This window comes from Providencia sp. JUb39, assembly GCF_012272845.1.
In the GTDB taxonomy this organism is placed as follows: domain Bacteria; phylum Pseudomonadota; class Gammaproteobacteria; order Enterobacterales; family Enterobacteriaceae; genus Providencia; species Providencia lanzhouensis.
Genome location: NZ_JAAWXD020000001.1, coordinates 1,861,882 through 1,878,031 on the forward strand (window position 1 = coordinate 1,861,882; position 16,150 = coordinate 1,878,031).

The 16,150-nt window shown below is 44.8% G+C and carries 15 protein-coding genes; 7 read left to right on the forward strand and 8 right to left on the reverse strand.

The annotated features are described in order from the left end of the window. Window positions 1–93: 93 nt before the first annotated feature. The 3 genes from prs to lolB form a co-directional block, all read right to left on the reverse strand. The gene (gene prs / locus HFU86_RS08555) at window positions 94–1,041 is read right to left on the reverse strand and encodes a ribose-phosphate diphosphokinase (protein ID WP_006661866.1); all 948 of its coding nucleotides are present in this window, start codon (window positions 1,039–1,041) and stop codon (window positions 94–96) included. Between the two features lie 67 nt (window positions 1,042–1,108). Then, window positions 1,109–1,984: a 4-(cytidine 5'-diphospho)-2-C-methyl-D-erythritol kinase gene (gene ispE, locus HFU86_RS08560; protein ID WP_187129036.1), complete on the reverse strand. Its 876-nt coding sequence runs from the start codon at window positions 1,982–1,984 to the stop codon at window positions 1,109–1,111. After that, complete coding sequence (gene lolB / locus HFU86_RS08565) at window positions 1,981–2,625, reverse strand: lipoprotein insertase outer membrane protein LolB (protein ID WP_187129832.1); 645 nt, start codon at window positions 2,623–2,625, stop codon at window positions 1,981–1,983. Before lolB ends, ispE begins: the two co-directional genes overlap by 4 nt. Window positions 2,626–2,982: 357 nt before the next feature. Here lolB and hemA point away from each other — a divergent pair, with 357 nt between their 5' ends. The 7 genes from hemA (at window position 2,983) to HFU86_RS08600 (ending at window position 9,664) form a co-directional block, all read left to right on the forward strand. Further along, window positions 2,983–4,245 carry a glutamyl-tRNA reductase gene (gene hemA / locus HFU86_RS08570; protein WP_036954652.1) on the forward strand — a complete coding sequence of 421 codons (1,263 nt, stop codon included), beginning with the start codon at window positions 2,983–2,985 and terminating at the stop codon, window positions 4,243–4,245. 31 nt (window positions 4,246–4,276) lie between these two features. Beyond that, window positions 4,277–5,359, forward strand: a complete 1,083-nt coding sequence (gene prfA, locus HFU86_RS08575) for a peptide chain release factor 1 (RefSeq protein ID WP_036954647.1) — start codon at window positions 4,277–4,279, stop codon at window positions 5,357–5,359. Next, window positions 5,359–6,192 (forward strand): peptide chain release factor N(5)-glutamine methyltransferase, encoded by an 834-nt coding sequence (gene prmC, locus HFU86_RS08580; RefSeq protein ID WP_187129037.1) that lies wholly within the window; start codon window positions 5,359–5,361, stop codon window positions 6,190–6,192. The genes prfA and prmC overlap by 1 nt, the downstream gene beginning before the upstream one ends. A gap of 24 nt (window positions 6,193–6,216) precedes the next feature. Next, entirely contained in the window at window positions 6,217–7,026 is an 810-nt protein-coding gene (locus tag HFU86_RS08585; protein WP_132495838.1) for a transglutaminase family protein, read from the forward strand. Between the two features lie 43 nt (window positions 7,027–7,069). Further along, window positions 7,070–7,924 carry a 3-deoxy-8-phosphooctulonate synthase gene (gene kdsA / locus HFU86_RS08590; protein ID WP_187129038.1) on the forward strand — a complete coding sequence of 285 codons (855 nt, stop codon included), beginning with the start codon at window positions 7,070–7,072 and terminating at the stop codon, window positions 7,922–7,924. Window positions 7,925–7,936: 12 nt separating this feature from the next. Then, window positions 7,937–8,839 carry a TIGR01212 family radical SAM protein gene (locus HFU86_RS08595; RefSeq protein ID WP_132495839.1) on the forward strand — a complete coding sequence of 301 codons (903 nt, stop codon included), beginning with the start codon at window positions 7,937–7,939 and terminating at the stop codon, window positions 8,837–8,839. A 72-nt stretch (window positions 8,840–8,911) separates the two neighbouring features. Next, window positions 8,912–9,664 (forward strand): tetratricopeptide repeat protein, encoded by a 753-nt coding sequence (locus HFU86_RS08600; protein ID WP_108478209.1) that lies wholly within the window; start codon window positions 8,912–8,914, stop codon window positions 9,662–9,664. Window positions 9,665–9,759: 95 nt separating this feature from the next. Here the strand turns inward: HFU86_RS08600 and dauA are convergent, their stop codons facing one another. From dauA to HFU86_RS08625, 5 genes are all read right to left on the reverse strand, one after another. Then, complete coding sequence (gene dauA, locus HFU86_RS08605; protein WP_187129039.1) at window positions 9,760–11,475, reverse strand: C4-dicarboxylic acid transporter DauA; 1,716 nt, start codon at window positions 11,473–11,475, stop codon at window positions 9,760–9,762. A gap of 281 nt (window positions 11,476–11,756) precedes the next feature. Beyond that, the gene (locus HFU86_RS08610) at window positions 11,757–12,170 is read right to left on the reverse strand and encodes a hypothetical protein (protein ID WP_187129040.1); all 414 of its coding nucleotides are present in this window, start codon (window positions 12,168–12,170) and stop codon (window positions 11,757–11,759) included. Continuing rightward, on the reverse strand, window positions 12,167–13,507 hold the full coding sequence (locus tag HFU86_RS08615) for a phosphatase PAP2/dual specificity phosphatase family protein (protein ID WP_187129041.1): 1,341 nt from the start codon (window positions 13,505–13,507) through the stop codon (window positions 12,167–12,169). The genes HFU86_RS08610 and HFU86_RS08615 overlap by 4 nt, the downstream gene beginning before the upstream one ends. A 167-nt stretch (window positions 13,508–13,674) precedes the next feature. Beyond that, window positions 13,675–15,441, reverse strand: a complete 1,767-nt coding sequence (locus tag HFU86_RS08620; RefSeq protein WP_187129042.1) for a bifunctional alpha/beta hydrolase/class I SAM-dependent methyltransferase — start codon at window positions 15,439–15,441, stop codon at window positions 13,675–13,677. A gap of 9 nt (window positions 15,442–15,450) precedes the next feature. Beyond that, entirely contained in the window at window positions 15,451–16,074 is a 624-nt protein-coding gene (locus tag HFU86_RS08625; protein ID WP_036954608.1) for a CDP-alcohol phosphatidyltransferase family protein, read from the reverse strand. Window positions 16,075–16,150 lie beyond the last annotated feature (76 nt).

Below are 16,150 nucleotides of genomic sequence, written 5' to 3' on the forward strand. Positions count from 1 at the left end.
GTGCGATAAAGCACATTTCTCGCCTCAATAATTTAATGAAAAACTACTGAAACCAGCATGTTAAAACGGGGTCATTAAGACCCCGCTTTAGAATTAGTGCTCGAACATCGCAGAAATTGACTCTTCATTGCTGATACGGCGAATAGCTTCGGCCAGCATGCCTGAAAGGGTCAGGGTGCGAACTTTGTTCAGCGCCTTGATTTCAGGAGAAAGAGGAATTGTGTCACAAACAATGACTTCATCAATTACAGAGTTTTTGATGTTGTCTACAGCATTACCTGAGAAGATTGGGTGAGTTGCATAAGCGAATACACGCTTAGCACCACGTTCTTTCAGCGCTTCAGCTGCTTTACACAGTGTGCCACCAGTATCAATCATATCGTCAACTAAGATACAGTCACGACCAGAAACGTCACCGATGATATGCATCACTTGAGAAACGTTTGCGCGTGGGCGACGTTTGTCAATGATTGCCATATCAGTATCGTTCAGTAATTTCGCGATTGCTCTAGCACGAACGACGCCGCCGATGTCTGGAGAAACAACGATTGGGTTTTCTAAATCTTTCTGCAACATATCTTCCAGAAGGATTGGGCTACCAAATACGTTATCTACAGGAACATCAAAGAAGCCCTGGATCTGCTCTGCGTGTAAGTCAACAGTAAGAACACGGTCAACACCCACACTTGACAGAAAATCGGCAACAACTTTAGCGGTGATTGGTACACGGGCAGAACGTACGCGACGATCCTGTCTTGCATAACCGAAGTAAGGGATAACAGCGGTAATACGACCAGCAGATGCACGGCGCAGGGCATCGACCATAACAACGAGTTCCATCAGGTTGTCATTGGTTGGTGCGCAAGTTGACTGGATGATAAAAATATCACCACCGCGAACATTTTCATTAATTTGAACACTGACTTCGCCGTCGCTAAAACGACCAACAGCCGCGTCTCCAAGATTAGTGTAAAGGCGGTTAGCAACACGTTGTGCTAGTTCCGGTGTAGCGTTACCAGCAAAAAGCTTCATATCGGGCACGAGAAAAACCTCAGGCTTGCGTCCAGAGAGATATTGTTGACCAACAGCAATGATGGATAAGTCATCACTATCGGTGCAATACACGGGTTATCCCAGCGCGGAATTTGTGCACAGGAGAAACATTCGCTCCTTGAGCGACGAATCCTTGCACCCACGATGGGGATTTATTTAACACCTTCAGGGCATCCGCTTGGGTTTCAAATTCAGAAAACACACAAGCGCCTGTTCCTGTTAGGCGAGACGGAGCATATTCTAACAGCCAAGAAACGAGCTGTTCAACCTCACGAAAACGTTTTCTTGCGATCGGTTCACAGTCATTTGCATACGGAGCCAGTAATAATGCGGCTAAAGAGCGTTTTGGAGAATTTCTATTTAATTCTGGATCTGTGAAGATCATCGGGGTTGAGATTTCAATTCCGGGGTGTGCGACTAAATACCAACGCTCTTTTGGTTCTGCGGGTGTTAAAATTTCGCCAATGCCTTCGGCAAAGGCTGCATGACCGCGAACAAAAACGGGAACATCAGCACCAAGGTGTTTACCTAATTCGGCTAAAACCTCATCAGAAACGTGAGTTCCCCAATGCTCGTTAAGCGCAATCAGCGTTGTCGCCGCATTTGATGATCCGCCGCCAATTCCACCGCCCATCGGCAGCACTTTGTTGATGCGAATATCCGCACCTAACGCCCCTTGATGATTGAGGGTTTCGCGACAATAGGTTTGCAAGCTTTTGGCGGCACGAATGATTAAGTTTTTTTCGGCATCCACACCCGGCATCGGGGTGAGCAAATTAATCTGATCATCCGAACGAGTGCTAAAGGTGATTTCATCACCATAATCTAAAAATTGAAACAGAGTCTGTAGCTCATGATAACCATCAGCTCGCTGCCCAGTAATGTATAAAAAAAGATTCAATTTTGCCGGTGATGGCCACGTTAACGTCATTTTTTCAGTGTCCAACTATCCATTTTTAACTTGATGATTTTATCCCCTTGCTTCAACTCCATGTGGTTCGGCAGCATCGGCGAGGTTTTGGTATCGTAAGAGAGATAATCCAATTTCCATGTTTCGCCATTGATTTTAAACGTCACGGATTTGAGCAGGTGGTTGCTATCGAGAGTATATTCAGTGGCACGCCCTGGAGAACCGACTAACCAAGCGGTGAGATCATCAATCGGGATATCCATACCTGTTAACTGATAAATTAATTCACTCGGCACATCACTCATGTGAGTTTGCCCATCTTTCGTGGTTAATTTAGTTAAATCAGGTTCCACACTGAGTTCCAGTTCACGGGTGCCTAATGGGTTAGTCAGCAATAAACGGTATTTTTCGGGGGTATATTGTTGCCAGAAAAACTTCGCGTAAGTTTTGGTTTCTGTTCCGGTACCTTGACCGCCAATATACACAAAGGAGCCGCGAGTTTGGTAATCACGCAGTTCAACCACTTGTGATTGGTGGGCTTTCCACTGCGCATCCGTTGAAGATGAAGTGCCTTTCGTAGTGTCTTGAGAGGTGGTCACACAGGCAGTCAGCAGCAGGCAGGAAAGGGGCATTAATCGCCAAAAGTTTCTGGCTGGGCGCATAAATGACAGAGCTGAAGAAAGTTGCATATCGGTTCTCAAAAGGTAATTTTCAGGAATATTGCGCTAATCTGTAGTGGTTATCAATGAAAACATACTAAAAAATAGGGAATTTGCTTTCTGTGCCAAATAGCGGCATCCTTGATGCATCTTATTGATATTGATATCAGACAGTCCGATAATCAACGTAAATTTTGGTGTGCATCATCTTTCTGATTGTTGATGATAGGCTACCCGTAGAAACAGACGCGTTAATCATCTACAATATACGAATATAAATCGCAGTAATGAGCTAGGTCACTAGTATCATGCTGACAAATAAATTAGCAATGTGAGCAATGTGAGTAAGTCGTAAGCACAATGACCCTATTAGCCTTAGGCATTAATCATAAAACAGCACCAGTGGCTTTGCGTGAGCAAGTCGCTTTTGGTCCTGAAAAAATCGACCACGCACTTGAGGAACTCCTGAAACAGCCTCAAGTGAGTGGCGGCGTTGTGCTGTCTACCTGTAACCGAACTGAACTGTATCTTAGCCTTGAATCCCAAGAAAAAGCGCAGGAGCAGTTAACTAAATGGTTATGTGATTTTCACGGGATCACCGCCAAAGATCTACAACCTAGCCTTTATTGGCACCAAGATGCGCGCGCAGTTAGCCATCTTATGCGTGTGGCAAGTGGGCTAGATTCGTTGGTTCTTGGTGAGCCTCAAATTCTCGGTCAAGTGAAAAAGGCGTTTGCGCTTTCGCAAGATAATCATTCTCTATCTAGCGAATTAGAGCGCTTATTCCAAAAATCGTTTTCCGTGGCTAAACGTGTACGAACTGAAACTGATATCGGTGCGAATGCGGTCTCTGTCGCTTTTGCGGCTTGTACACTGGCGAGACAGATTTTCGAATCACTCAAACATTTGAATATTTTGTTAGTCGGTGCAGGGGAAACCATCGAATTAGTCGCTCGTCATTTGCGTGAGCATGGCGTGCAAAAAATGATGATAGCTAACCGAACGCTAGAACGTGCAGAACTTCTAGCCAAAGAAGTGAACGCGCAAGTTATCTCATTAGCCGATATCGATAACCGTTTAGCTGAAGCGGATATTGTGATTAGTTCAACGGCTAGCCCGCTGCCAATTATTGGTAAAGGGATGGTCGAGCGTGCGATGAAGGCACGCCGTAGTAAACCTATGTTATTGATTGATATCGCAGTTCCTCGTGATATCGAGCAGGATGTAGAAAAACTTAGAGATGTTTATCTCTACACTGTTGATGATCTGGAATCCATCATTGCCCAAAACTTGGCGCAACGTAAAGCCGCCGCGGTTGAAGCGGAATTTATTGTTGAGCAAGAAAGCGGTCATTTTATGGATTGGTTGCGCTCACAAGCCGGAGTCTCTACAATTCGCGAATACAGAGAGCAGGCGGAAGCAATTCGGGCAAGTATGACCGAAAAAGCACTTGCAGCCATTGCCCAAGGTGCCAACCCTGAGCAAGTGATTATGCAGTTATCACAACAGTTAACCAACCGCCTGATCCACGCTCCGACTAAATCTTTGCAGCAAGCTGCGGGAAATGGGGATGTTGAGCGTCTAAATCTACTTAGGGACAGCTTAGGGCTGGACCATCAATAACCACTTTTTAATCATAGGTCTGATATAACGAATGAAGCCTTCTATTGTCGCAAAACTAGAAGCATTACAAGAACGCTACGAAGAAATTGAAGCGCACCTTGCTGATGCGGGTGTGATTGCTGATCAAGACCGTTTTCGTGCTTTATCAAAAGAATATGCTCAGTTAACGGATGTCGCGAAGTGTTTTACTGCGTGGCGCACCGTTCAGGATGATATCGAAACAGCACAAATGCTGTTAGATGACCCTGAAATGAAAGAGATGGCTCAAGAAGAGTTAAAAGAAGCCAAAGAGCGCAATGAAGAGCTAGAGCAACAATTGCAATTGTTGTTACTTCCAAAAGATCCTGATGATGAATATAACTGCTTTGTGGAAATCCGCGCGGGCGCGGGTGGCGATGAAGCGGCAATTTTTGCGGGTGATTTATTCCGTATGTACAGCCGTTATGCGGAAAGTAACCGCTGGCGCGTTGAACTGATGAGCACCAGTGATGGTGAGCACGGTGGATACAAAGAAGTTATCGCAAAAATTTCGGGTGATAGCGTATATGGTCGCTTGAAGTTTGAATCCGGTGGTCACCGCGTACAGCGTGTTCCTGAGACGGAATCACAAGGTCGTATTCATACTTCCGCATGTACTATTGCTATCTTACCTGAGCTGCCAGAAGCGGAATTACCGGAAATTAGCCCAGCGGATTTACGTATTGATACTTTCCGTTCATCGGGCGCGGGTGGTCAGCACGTTAACACCACCGACTCCGCAATTCGTATTACCCACTTACCAACGGGAATTGTGGTTGAATGTCAGGATGAACGTTCACAACACAAAAACAAAGCGAAAGCGATGTCTGTGTTGGGGGCGCGTATTCGCCAAGCTGAAATGGATAAACGCCATGCAGCGGAAGCCTCTGAACGCCGTAACTTATTAGGTTCCGGTGACCGTTCTGACCGTATTCGTACTTATAATTTTCCACAAGGTCGAGTCACTGATCACCGTATCAACCTCACGCTGTACCGTTTGGATGAAGTGATGGAAGGAAAACTGGATGCATTAATTCAGCCTATCATCAACGAATATCAAGCTGATCAGCTTTCTGCTTTATCTGAGCAGGACTAATGCGTTATAGCGAATGGTTACAGCAGGCAGTCGTCAGACTGTCTGCCAGTGATAGCGCTAAACGAGATGCGCAGATCCTGTTGCAGCATACAACAGGGCGCAGTCGTACTTACATCCTCGCTTTCGATGAAACCGAACTAACTCCCCACGAACAGCAGCAATTAGAAGCGCTATTAGCCCGTCGTGAACAAGGAGAGCCGATTGCCTACATTGTGGGTGAACGCGAGTTCTGGTCACTGCCGCTGTATGTATCCCCCGCAACCTTGATCCCGCGTCCAGATACCGAATGTCTTGTTGAGCAAGCGTTAGCGCGCCTTCCTCAAGACGCGTGTCGTATTTTGGATCTTGGCACTGGAACGGGGGCTATTGGGTTAGCCTTGGCGTCAGAGTTACCCAATAGTCGCGTAACAGGCGTGGATTTTAACCCCGATGCAGTGGCGTTAGCGCAACGAAATCAACAACGTTTAGCCATTACAAATATTCAGTTCTCACAAAGTGATTGGTTTACTTCACTACCAAATGAACTATTTGATATGATTGTGAGTAATCCGCCTTATATTGATGAGAGTGATATTCACTTGAGTCAAGGTGATGTGCGTTTTGAGCCATCAACGGCGTTGATTGCTGATGAGCATGGTTTTTCAGATTTAGCACACATTATTGCCACATCAAAACAATACCTAAAACAACAAGGGTGGCTGCTGCTTGAGCATGGTTGGCAGCAAGGTTTAACAGTGCGAGAGCTGTTTAATGAAAATGGGTACACCAATATCGAGACCTGTCTGGATTATGGTGGTAAAGAGCGAATTTCCCTTGGCCAATGGAATGGTTAAGCGGGCAATTGCAGTGGAATTGTAATGAAAACAATAGCAAATATTGAGTTTAATCAGCTACCGTTAAGTGAAGGCATTATGATGGTTTCTAACATCATTCGCGCCGATTTTCCCTTTATGCAGGTACAAACGCAATTAGATGATTTAGTCATTAAAGCGCGTGCAGCGATAGATTTGACGGCAGATAACCAGTCAAAGATAGAACAGCTGATTACACTGTTTTATAGTGAGTGGAAATTTGGTGCGGCGCACGGTGTTTACGCGCTATCTGATATGCTGTGGCTGGATAAGGTTTTAGCCTCTAAGCAAGGTACCCCAGTCTCTCTTGGCTCAATTTTCTTATTTATTGCTGAACAGCTCGATTTAGAGATTGAAGCTGCAATTTTCCCGACTCAATTACTTTTTGTTTCGACAAAACGCGATGGTTCTCAGTGGTTTATTAACCCTGTTAGCGGTGAAACCTTATCCCAACACACACTAACTATGTGGCTAAAAGGAACTGTTGATCCATACTCGGAATTCATCTTTGATGAATTGGACGTGGCTGAACATAGCGTTATTGTTCGCAAAATTTTCGACACGCTAAAAGCGGCGCTGATGGAAGAGAAAAAAATGGAGATGGCATTAAAAGTCTGTGAGACATTGCTGATCCTCGATCCTGAAGACCCTTATGAAATCCGCGACCGAGGGCTTATCCTCGCGCATCTAGATTGTAATCATGTGGCGCTGAGTGACCTTAACTATTTTGTTGAGCATTGCCCAGAAGACCCCGTGTCGGAAATGATCAAAATTCAAATTTATTCCCTGGATAACCTTCCAGTTGTACTGCATTGATTAACGTATAGACAGTTTTTGTCTTCCTATAAAGGGTAAGAGTATGCAACAGAAAGTAGTCAGTATCGGTGATATTAAGGCCGCAAACGATCTGCCATTTGTTCTGTTTGGTGGCATGAACGTACTTGAATCTCGCGATATGGCGATGAAAGTGTGTGAGCATTATGTCACTGTGACACAAAAATTAGGCATTCCGTATGTATTTAAAGCCTCTTTTGATAAAGCTAACCGATCATCTATTCACTCTTATCGTGGACCGGGCTTGGAAGAGGGGCTGAAAATCTTCCAAGAAATCAAACAGACTTTTGGTGTGAAAATCATTACCGATGTTCATACTCCAGAGCAAGCTCAGCCAGCTGCAGAAGTGGTTGATGTTATCCAACTGCCTGCATTCTTAGCGCGTCAAACTGACTTAGTTGCGGCAATGGCGAAAACCGATGCGGTTATTAACATCAAAAAACCTCAGTTCATCAGCCCGGGACAAATCGGCAACATCGTTGAGAAATTTATCGAAGGTGGTAACGATAAAATTATCCTGTGTGACCGCGGTGCAAACTTTGGCTATGACAACCTAGTGGTTGATATGCTTGGTTTTAATGTCATGATGCAAGCCTCTAACGGCTGCCCAGTTATTTTTGACGTAACACACTCACTGCAATGCCGTGACCCATTTGGCGCTGCATCAGGTGGTCGTCGTGGACAAGTTGCTGAACTGGCAAGAGCGGGAATGGCGGTAGGGTTAGCAGGTCTGTTCCTTGAAGCTCACCCAGATCCAGATAACGCACGTTGTGATGGTCCTTCTGCATTACCATTAAATAAATTAGAGCCATTCTTACAACAAGTTAAAGCCATTGACGAAGTTGTAAAAAGCTTCCCTGCATTGGACACCAACAGCTAATTATCGTTTCAAATGCAATTAAATGATGTTGTTTCCATGTTCGGCGCTGACCTCCAGCGCCGATATGGTGAAAAAATTCATAAAGTCACCTTACATGGTGGCTTTAGCTGCCCAAACCGTGATGGCACGTTGGGGCGAGGTGGCTGCACGTTTTGTAATGTGTCATCCTTCAGTGATGAAAAACAGTCTGAACAACCCATTACCCTTCAAATCCAACAACAAATTTCCCGTATCTCTCGAGCCAATCGCTATTTAGCGTATTTCCAAGCTTATACCAGTACCTATGACGAAGTACATCGTTTAAAACAGCTGTATGAAGAAGCGCTGCAACAGGCCGATATGGTTGGCTTATGTGTAGGCACTCGCCCCGATTGTGTGCCTGACGCGGTGTTATCTTTACTGGCGGATTATCGTCAACAAGGCTATGAGATTTGGTTAGAACTTGGCTTACAAACCGCTCATGACAAAACATTGCACCGTATTAATCGCGGTCATGATTTTGCCGCTTATCAAGCGACCACCCAAAAAGCCCGTGCGCTGGGACTCAAGGTTTGTACTCATTTGATTTGCGGCCTGCCAAATGAAAATGCGGCAATGAATATGCAGACGTTAGAGGCGGTTTTGGCGTGTGGTACAGACGGTATAAAACTGCATCCACTGCATATTGTTGAGGGCAGCATTATGGCAAAAAGCTGGCGAGCAGGTCGCTTAGAAACCTTATCTTTAGAAGAATATACCGCAACTGCGGGGGAGATGATCCGCCATACGCCAATGGATATTCTATACCATCGTATCAGTGCCAGTGCGAGAAAACCGACACTATTAGCACCACAGTGGTGTGAAAACCGTTGGGTAGGCATGAACAGTTTGTACCAGTATTTGCTTGCTAATGGTGGGCAAGGCTCTGCGTTATAGAGGTTCAATAACCGTTTTAAAAATATCATTTATTCATACGAATTAACTTTTATAAATAATAATAAGGCACCTATGTACCCAATCCTCTCTGTTATTAAAAATACCAGCCGCCAATTTTGCTTAGGCGCGGTGGGTTTAATGTTCTCACTACATGCAATGGCGCAATACGATATTACGCCTGAAGATAAAAAAATATTTGAACAGACCAAAACAGCGGCTCAAAACAATGACGCTAAAGCGCAATATGAATTAGCTGGAATGTATTTGTCGGGAATTGGTGTATTACAAAACCAAAACAATGCCAAGTTATGGGCAGAGAAATCAGCACAAGCAGGCAATGCAGATGCGTATTCATTATTGGCGGATATTACGTTAATTAGTGGAGACAGAACGTTTACTGAGGAATTTGTCAAAGCTCGTGAATATGCGACTAAAGCCGTTGCTGGTGGGAGTATTCGAGGGAAGATAAGTTTAGCAGAAACGTTGATTACACCTGAGTCAGGTGACGTTGATTACCCGCGCGCCATTACGCTACTTGAGGAAGTCAGTGCGTTAAATGACAAAGATTATTTTAATGCGCCTTTATGGTTAGGAATCATTTATTATGATGGTAATGGGGTGCCGCAAGATGAGAAAAAAGCCTTGGAATGGTTTGCGAAAGCCGATGCATTAACCTTCGCTGGCTTTGCAGAAGGTATGGCTTCATTTCAATTTAATGATGGTAACAATGGTGCCGTCAGAGATGACGAGCAGAAAGCGACAAAACTCCGTGCGATGGCTTGTGAATTAGGTAAAACCGAAGGTAATGAAATGTACTGCTACTGATTTTTAGCGTACATGATGGAATTAAAAATGCCGCCCTTGTTAAGTCAGTGCGGCATTTTTATTGTCAGCGTTAAGTTAATAACACGGTAGCACTGTTATGACTGAAGCTGCTTTTTATTTTCCTGAATCTGATGAACTTCTTCTAATGCACTTTTCAGTGAATTTTGGAAGCTGAGCACGCCATCAATCGGACGAACATTGGCACGCGCTAATGTTTTCAGTGGTTGGAATGGAATGTCACACACAATAATGTGGGTGTCTTTACGAACGATATCAATAAATTTATGGAAGGCTTCTAGCCCCCCTGCATCAAATACGGGTACGGCATCCCACTGCATCACAATCGTTTCATAACCGTGACTTTTTACCCGCAGCTCATCAAAAATACGCTCTGCGGCAGCAAAGAACAGGGGACCATTCACTCGTACAACTAGCAGGCTTTTATCTTCTTGAGTCTCTGGTAGTTGGGTTACTCGTGTCATATTGGCAATTCGGCGCATAAACAGCAGTGATGCGATAACAATCCCGACAGTGATAGCAATAACCATGTCGAATAGGACAGTCAATGACATACACAGCAGTAAAACAATAATGTCATCTTTTGGCGCTCGGCGGATCAACGTAAATACTTTGCCAGCGGCACTCATATTCCACGCCACAATCAGTAGCAGTGAGGACATAGCTGCGAGCGGTAAATAGGAGAGCAACGGTGCTAAAATAAGCAGGGTTAGCAATACTAAAATAGAGTGCACAATGGCAGAAATAGGGGATGTTGCACCTGCGCGGACGTTTGCAGCCGAACGGGCAATCGCCGCAGTTGCGGTGATCCCTCCAAAGAATGGAGCAGCAATATTCCCTAATCCCTGACCAATAAGCTCACTATTGGAATGGTGTTTTTTCCCCGTCATGTTGTCGAGCACGACGGCACACAATAGGGATTCAATTGCACCAAGAACAGCCATCGACAAAGCGGCAGGCATCAATGCAGTGATCATCGACCAACTGATGGGCGCACTACCCGGTAACTCCCAAGGCAACATAAACTGCGGCAGAATAGGTGGAATACCGTTACCTTGAGTTCCATCCGGTAATAAATAGCTAAATTTAGAACCGATAGTTTCCACCTGAATATCAAATAGGGTTAGCACCCACATGATCAGGGTGCCGACAATAATTGCAGGCAAGTGTCCCGGTAGGCGAACTTTGAGTTTAGGCCAGAAAATCAGCACTAATAAAGTTGCAAGCCCAATCAAGGTGTCACTGTATTGTAAGGTTGGAAATGCTTTAGACAGCGCAATCACTTTATCGACATAGTTTTCAGGAACATGCTCCATATGCAGACCAAAAAAATCTTTGATTTGCATGGTCGCAATCGTAATCGCAATCCCCGACGTGAAACCAAGTGTGACAGACACAGGAATATATTCGATAAATTTACCGAAGCGAGCAAAACCCATCGCCAGCAAAATAATCCCTGACATTAATGTCGCGACTAATAAGCCACTAAGCCCGTATTGTTGGGATACGGGGTATAAGATAACCACAAAGGCCGCAGTTGGACCAGAAACGCTGTAACGGGAACCACCCGAAATTGCAATGACAATCCCCGCAATGGCCGCGGTGTAAAGACCATATTGAGGCGGAACACCACTGGCTATAGCGAGTGCCATAGCCAGTGGAATTGCAATAATCCCAACGGTAATACCCGCAATTAAATCCTTCATAAAGCGGGCTGCGGTGTATTTCTCTTTCCAACAGGAATCAATCAATGCGCTAAAAGGGCGCAATCTATTAATATTTTTTGTACTCATTAAAAACCCTACCAAAATAACAGGGTGAAAAATAAACGAAATGAAGATATGAGGATACGCCTAACTGAATCAAAAAAATGTGTTATTTATCAATGAAACTACAATTATCATAACGTTTTCAGTATCAAAAGTAAAAAAGCGTTATTTACTCCGTTAAATATCATTAAACGTATTTAAAATAATTATTAACTATCGATTTGCTATTTTAAACAGCAAGTTAAAAGGTGTGATAATTAATTAATAGTCAATTTACCGTTTATTTAAATACCACCCAAAACAAACTAAAAAATAAGCGAAAATAATAACCATCCCCACAAGAGAACCACGCAATAACTGGCACGCTGAAATAATTTGCGAGTGCCTTCCCAGCGACTTTCCATGCTTCGGTTTTCCCTATTTGGATTCGCTGAGGATTGAGGAACTAGCAGCCCAAGGGCTTCATCGAAGGCTTGGGTATCTCCCTGACGATAAATCAGCGTGAAGAAATGGTGGTCGAGCCATAGGCGGAAAATAAAGTATTGGCTGGCAAAAAATAGCCCGACACTCACCGCGAGGCTAAAATGTGATATCGAATCATGAAGCAGTAAAGCGAATTGCCCTAACAACGCGAGGATGGCACCGACGGCAAAATAGCGCCAACTTGCGGTGAATACCACAATCACATCTCCACGGTTTTTATCCATCAGTGAACTCATTGGTGTGTTCTCCGTACATGAAATTGCTGATACCAGTGATGTAACTGTTCAACAGTCGCTGAATTTAAAATCACCTGAGGGCGAACTTGTTCCACATGAGCGATTGCCTCATCGATATTTTCCGCCATATTTTGATGCACCATCCAAGCCACTACAACCGTCGCACTACGGGAATAGCCTAACTTACAGTGAACATACACCGAACCACTTTGGGCGAGTCTATCCATGGTCATAACGGCTTTCTCAATATCCTCGGGGCTTAGAGGTAACAAATCAATCTGTGGCTGACTACAATAATTTTTACCTTGGCTGTAGTTATTGCGAGGCCACTCGCAAGTCATATCGAGAACGGCTTGAGTTTGCAGTGGATATAACGGGCGTCCTCCCAAAACTATTTTTTCGTTCACAATACTAGGTTGCTGGCAGCGCTTGGCATAGTAATGATAGGTACCCCAAGCGATCAGGCGATAAGGAAGTAAAACTAATGTGGCAGAAGGAGAAACCTGTCCAGAGGCTGTTTTCTGGAATACCGAAGCACCAGCACCTAAATAGCCTAGTGTGACGAAAGTTAAGGCGATTGCAGGCCATAGGAGCCACCATGTTGCACCTTGCACGAAAAAGGCGAGAGCATAGCAGGTGATAGCGCCCACTCCATAGTTTGTTGCTATTTTCAGGCTACGAGGGCTGCCGGTGTAGTGCCATTGCCAGCGAGTGTTAATGGGTAACAAGTAGCTGATGATGACACCAACGGCGAAGCCGGTGATCACATCGATAAAATGATGCTGCCATGTGGTGAGAACGGAGAACAAAATAAGGATTGACCAACTGTGCAGTAACCAGCGCCATTGAGTTGGAGTATGTGCTCGGAAGCGTAACCATAGTAACCACAGTAAAATAATATGCAGTGAAGGGGCTTGGTTATAAGGTAAGTCAAACAGCTCTAAGCTATCGAACATCCAGCCGAATGCCCCATTGGTTTCAGGGCGAGGAAAGCTGAACTTAAGTGGAAAAAGTAAAAAGCCGGCACAGGCGATGAGGGAGGCTGCAACTAAACGCAAACCATGGATGCATTGCTCACGGCGGGTAACACAGACAAACAAGGAAAGCCCATAGAACAGGTCGATGCTCCAATAGGGGATGATGGTCCATGGCAAAAATGGAATGTGTGTTTCCCATCCGTATACATAAGAAGGCACATTAGGCAGTGTCGCGGTGTAATTATTGACTTGCCCATAGGTTAAAAAGAAAAAAGGGGCTAAAAATAGCAACCAAACTAACCCATAGAGCCAAATCTGGCGTCGTGATGTCGGGCGCGTATCTTGGGCTAAATGGAGCATGGGTTCGGTTCCTATCCTTATTAATAGCCTCTCGATGCACTGAAGGTACATCAATCAGTCATCTGCAAGCCAAGTGAGCTATTTGCAGGCTAAATGAGAGCTGAGCAGATAAAAATACAGGTTATTGGTGATGATACCAATAACCTGTTGGTTAAAAAGATAAATTATTAACGGCGCCTTGCAAGGGAAACGCTAAAAATGCCCCAGTTATCGATGGATTGCGTGATTTTTTCGAAGCCAGCTTCTTCGACTAAAGCATCCATTTCGCCTTGGCTACGGCAGCGCATTACCCACGCTTGCCCACCTTGGTGACTTGGCAGCACTCGTGCGATCATCTCTACCTGTGGGTGCCACGGCTGGCAGGTATAGACGAGTAGTCCACCGGATGGAATGGCACGCGAAAGCCCATCAAGGGAAGTGCGGATCAGCTCATTGCTTGGGAAAAGCTCATATAGACCGCTGACAATTCCCAACGTCGGCGCAGGAGAAACTGCCGCGATATCGTCTGCATCAAATGCGTTACCTTCTTCAAAGCGAACTTTATCTTCCAAGTAACGCTCTTTGATATGTAAACGCCCTTGCTCAACGTTAATTGGGCTGTAGTCGCGCAGTAGAACGGAATCGACTTTTCCGTAGTCATTAATGGCATCAAAAATGTAGCGACCTTGACCCGCGGCAATATCCATAATGTGAACAGGCTTCCCGTTATTAGTCAGTTCACGAATAGCTTGGCGAATAATGTTTTCAATATTGACTTTACGCTGGCGGATCCCTTGCCAGCCAATACTGTTGAGGTACTGCCTATCGATAATACGGCCAAATAGACCGGAACCTTGCGCCTCGTTGCGATAGACATAATCGAGGGTAGAGCCGGAATCAAAACCCTTATCGTAGCCGATACGTACACCTTCAGATGCTTTGCCTAATGTGCTCATCGATTTGCTCATGATTTTATAAGCAAGGTTTTTCGGGCTGTATTTAGGCAGCGGTACACTCAATGAGCGGAATGCGTCGGCACTGGTGCTCCAGGTATCTTCGAACTGATAATCATGTTGATACAGAGGAAGTGCAAATAATTTATCAACAAATTGACGGATCATTTCGATAGGAATATGGCGTTCTTTTTCACCTAATGTGTCGTGATAAAAACCAGGAAGAATATGCTTCTCTTTAATTGAGGTATTTAGACGCTCATAAAATTGATGCTGTGGTTTATGGTGTACCACATGGTCACTACCAGAAATAAACAACTGAGTTGGCAAAGTGATGGCCGCGGCATCCGCTACCACACGGTCTGCGGTGGTATACAGTTCCAGTAGAATATTCACGGCAATTGGGCGCGTGATCAGTGGGTCATTGTTAAACGAGTGAATACGCTGCTCATCGTGGGTTAAAAACTTGGCTTTTACATAAGAATTCACGTAGAACAAACCGCGAATTTTTTGCATTAATCCTAAGCCTGTACGGGCAAATGGGACGTACAGTTTGACCTTAAATGCGGGGGAGGCTAGCACCATACCACGGATTTTAGGTGCATAGTCATGTACCCACGTAGAGACCAAAACGGCTCCGACACTTTGACCAATAACAATAATGTTTTCGAGAGGGATCTGATATTGCTCTGATACGTAATGGACAAATTCATCCACATCACGGATGGAAGTGCCTAGCGATGGGCTGTAGCCACGCGGACCCTCATTGCGACCGTGTCCACGAGCATCCCACGCAAACATAGCAAAATCAGGGAGGTTCAACTCATCCACTAAATGCGCAACACGACCAGAGTGCTCATGACCACGGTGAAATAGAATAATGGCTTTATCGGTGATTTGTTCAGTTGGCCAATAACGATAAAACAAATTGGTATGATCACTGGTGGTAAATTGAGATTCGACAACAGGACGCTGAGTCGAATAGTCAGTTTGAGCGTTCATAATTATTCCTTAATTATTTTCCGATACTGCACTTAATTCAGTCAGTGCGCGGCGAATACGGTTATAGCAGGTATAGGACAACAGCAAGGCAAAGATGACAAACAGGATATTGATCCAACTTGCAGTCATCAGTTGCGGAAAAATACAGACAAACAACCCGAGCGCGCCAAAAACAAAAGCACGATCGCTTTTGCCTACGGGACCATCATAACGCCGAGATGCGCCAATCGCTTGAGCAATGACGCCGATAAATTCAGTCAAAACGCTGAGGAATAGGATCAGTAAAATCCACCAAAATGCATGCGGGAAAATCAGCACGAAAGGCAGGTATAAGGCAACATCAGAAATGACGTCGCCTAACTCATTTAGCATTGCGCCAAGGTGACTTTTTTGGTTATGTTCACGTGCCAGCATGCCATCAATAGCATTGAGCGCCATACGAATAAAAAGGACAAACGGCAGCAGGATAAACAAATAAGGGCTAGGGAAAATGGCTAATAGAGCGCCAACGATAATGGATAACCCTAATGCTGCGAGGGTGACTTGGTTGGCTGTAATTCCCGCCTCAAAGAGCTGACGAACGATAGGGCGTAACAGATTCTGAAACTTCGGTTTCAGATCATAAATGGTCATTCACTCATCCTTAAAATATGCCGCATAGTGTGCAGTTTAGTGCTATATCAATACGCGATTATGTTTTAGCTGCAAT

Bases quoted from the DNA above. Each gene is read 5' to 3' on its own strand.
- ispE (WP_187129036.1), bottom strand. From the start codon at position 1,984: ATGACGTTAACGTGGCCATCACCGGCAAAATTGAATCTTTTTTTATAC.
- lolB (WP_187129832.1), bottom strand. From the start codon at position 2,625: ATGCGCCCAGCCAGAAACTTTTGGCGATTAATGCCCCTTTCCTGCCTG.
- hemA (WP_036954652.1), top strand. From the start codon at position 2,983: ATGACCCTATTAGCCTTAGGCATTAATCATAAAACAGCACCAGTGGCT.
- prfA (WP_036954647.1), top strand. From the start codon at position 4,277: ATGAAGCCTTCTATTGTCGCAAAACTAGAAGCATTACAAGAACGCTAC.
- prmC (WP_187129037.1), top strand. From the start codon at position 5,359: ATGCGTTATAGCGAATGGTTACAGCAGGCAGTCGTCAGACTGTCTGCC.
- HFU86_RS08585 (WP_132495838.1), top strand. From the start codon at position 6,217: ATGAAAACAATAGCAAATATTGAGTTTAATCAGCTACCGTTAAGTGAA.
- kdsA (WP_187129038.1), top strand. From the start codon at position 7,070: ATGCAACAGAAAGTAGTCAGTATCGGTGATATTAAGGCCGCAAACGAT.
- HFU86_RS08595 (WP_132495839.1), top strand. From the start codon at position 7,937: ATGCAATTAAATGATGTTGTTTCCATGTTCGGCGCTGACCTCCAGCGC.
- HFU86_RS08600 (WP_108478209.1), top strand. From the start codon at position 8,912: ATGTACCCAATCCTCTCTGTTATTAAAAATACCAGCCGCCAATTTTGC.
- dauA (WP_187129039.1), bottom strand. From the start codon at position 11,475: ATGAGTACAAAAAATATTAATAGATTGCGCCCTTTTAGCGCATTGATT.
- HFU86_RS08610 (WP_187129040.1), bottom strand. From the start codon at position 12,170: ATGAGTTCACTGATGGATAAAAACCGTGGAGATGTGATTGTGGTATTC.
- HFU86_RS08615 (WP_187129041.1), bottom strand. From the start codon at position 13,507: ATGCTCCATTTAGCCCAAGATACGCGCCCGACATCACGACGCCAGATT.
- HFU86_RS08620 (WP_187129042.1), bottom strand. From the start codon at position 15,441: ATGAACGCTCAAACTGACTATTCGACTCAGCGTCCTGTTGTCGAATCT.
- HFU86_RS08625 (WP_036954608.1), bottom strand. From the start codon at position 16,074: ATGACCATTTATGATCTGAAACCGAAGTTTCAGAATCTGTTACGCCCT.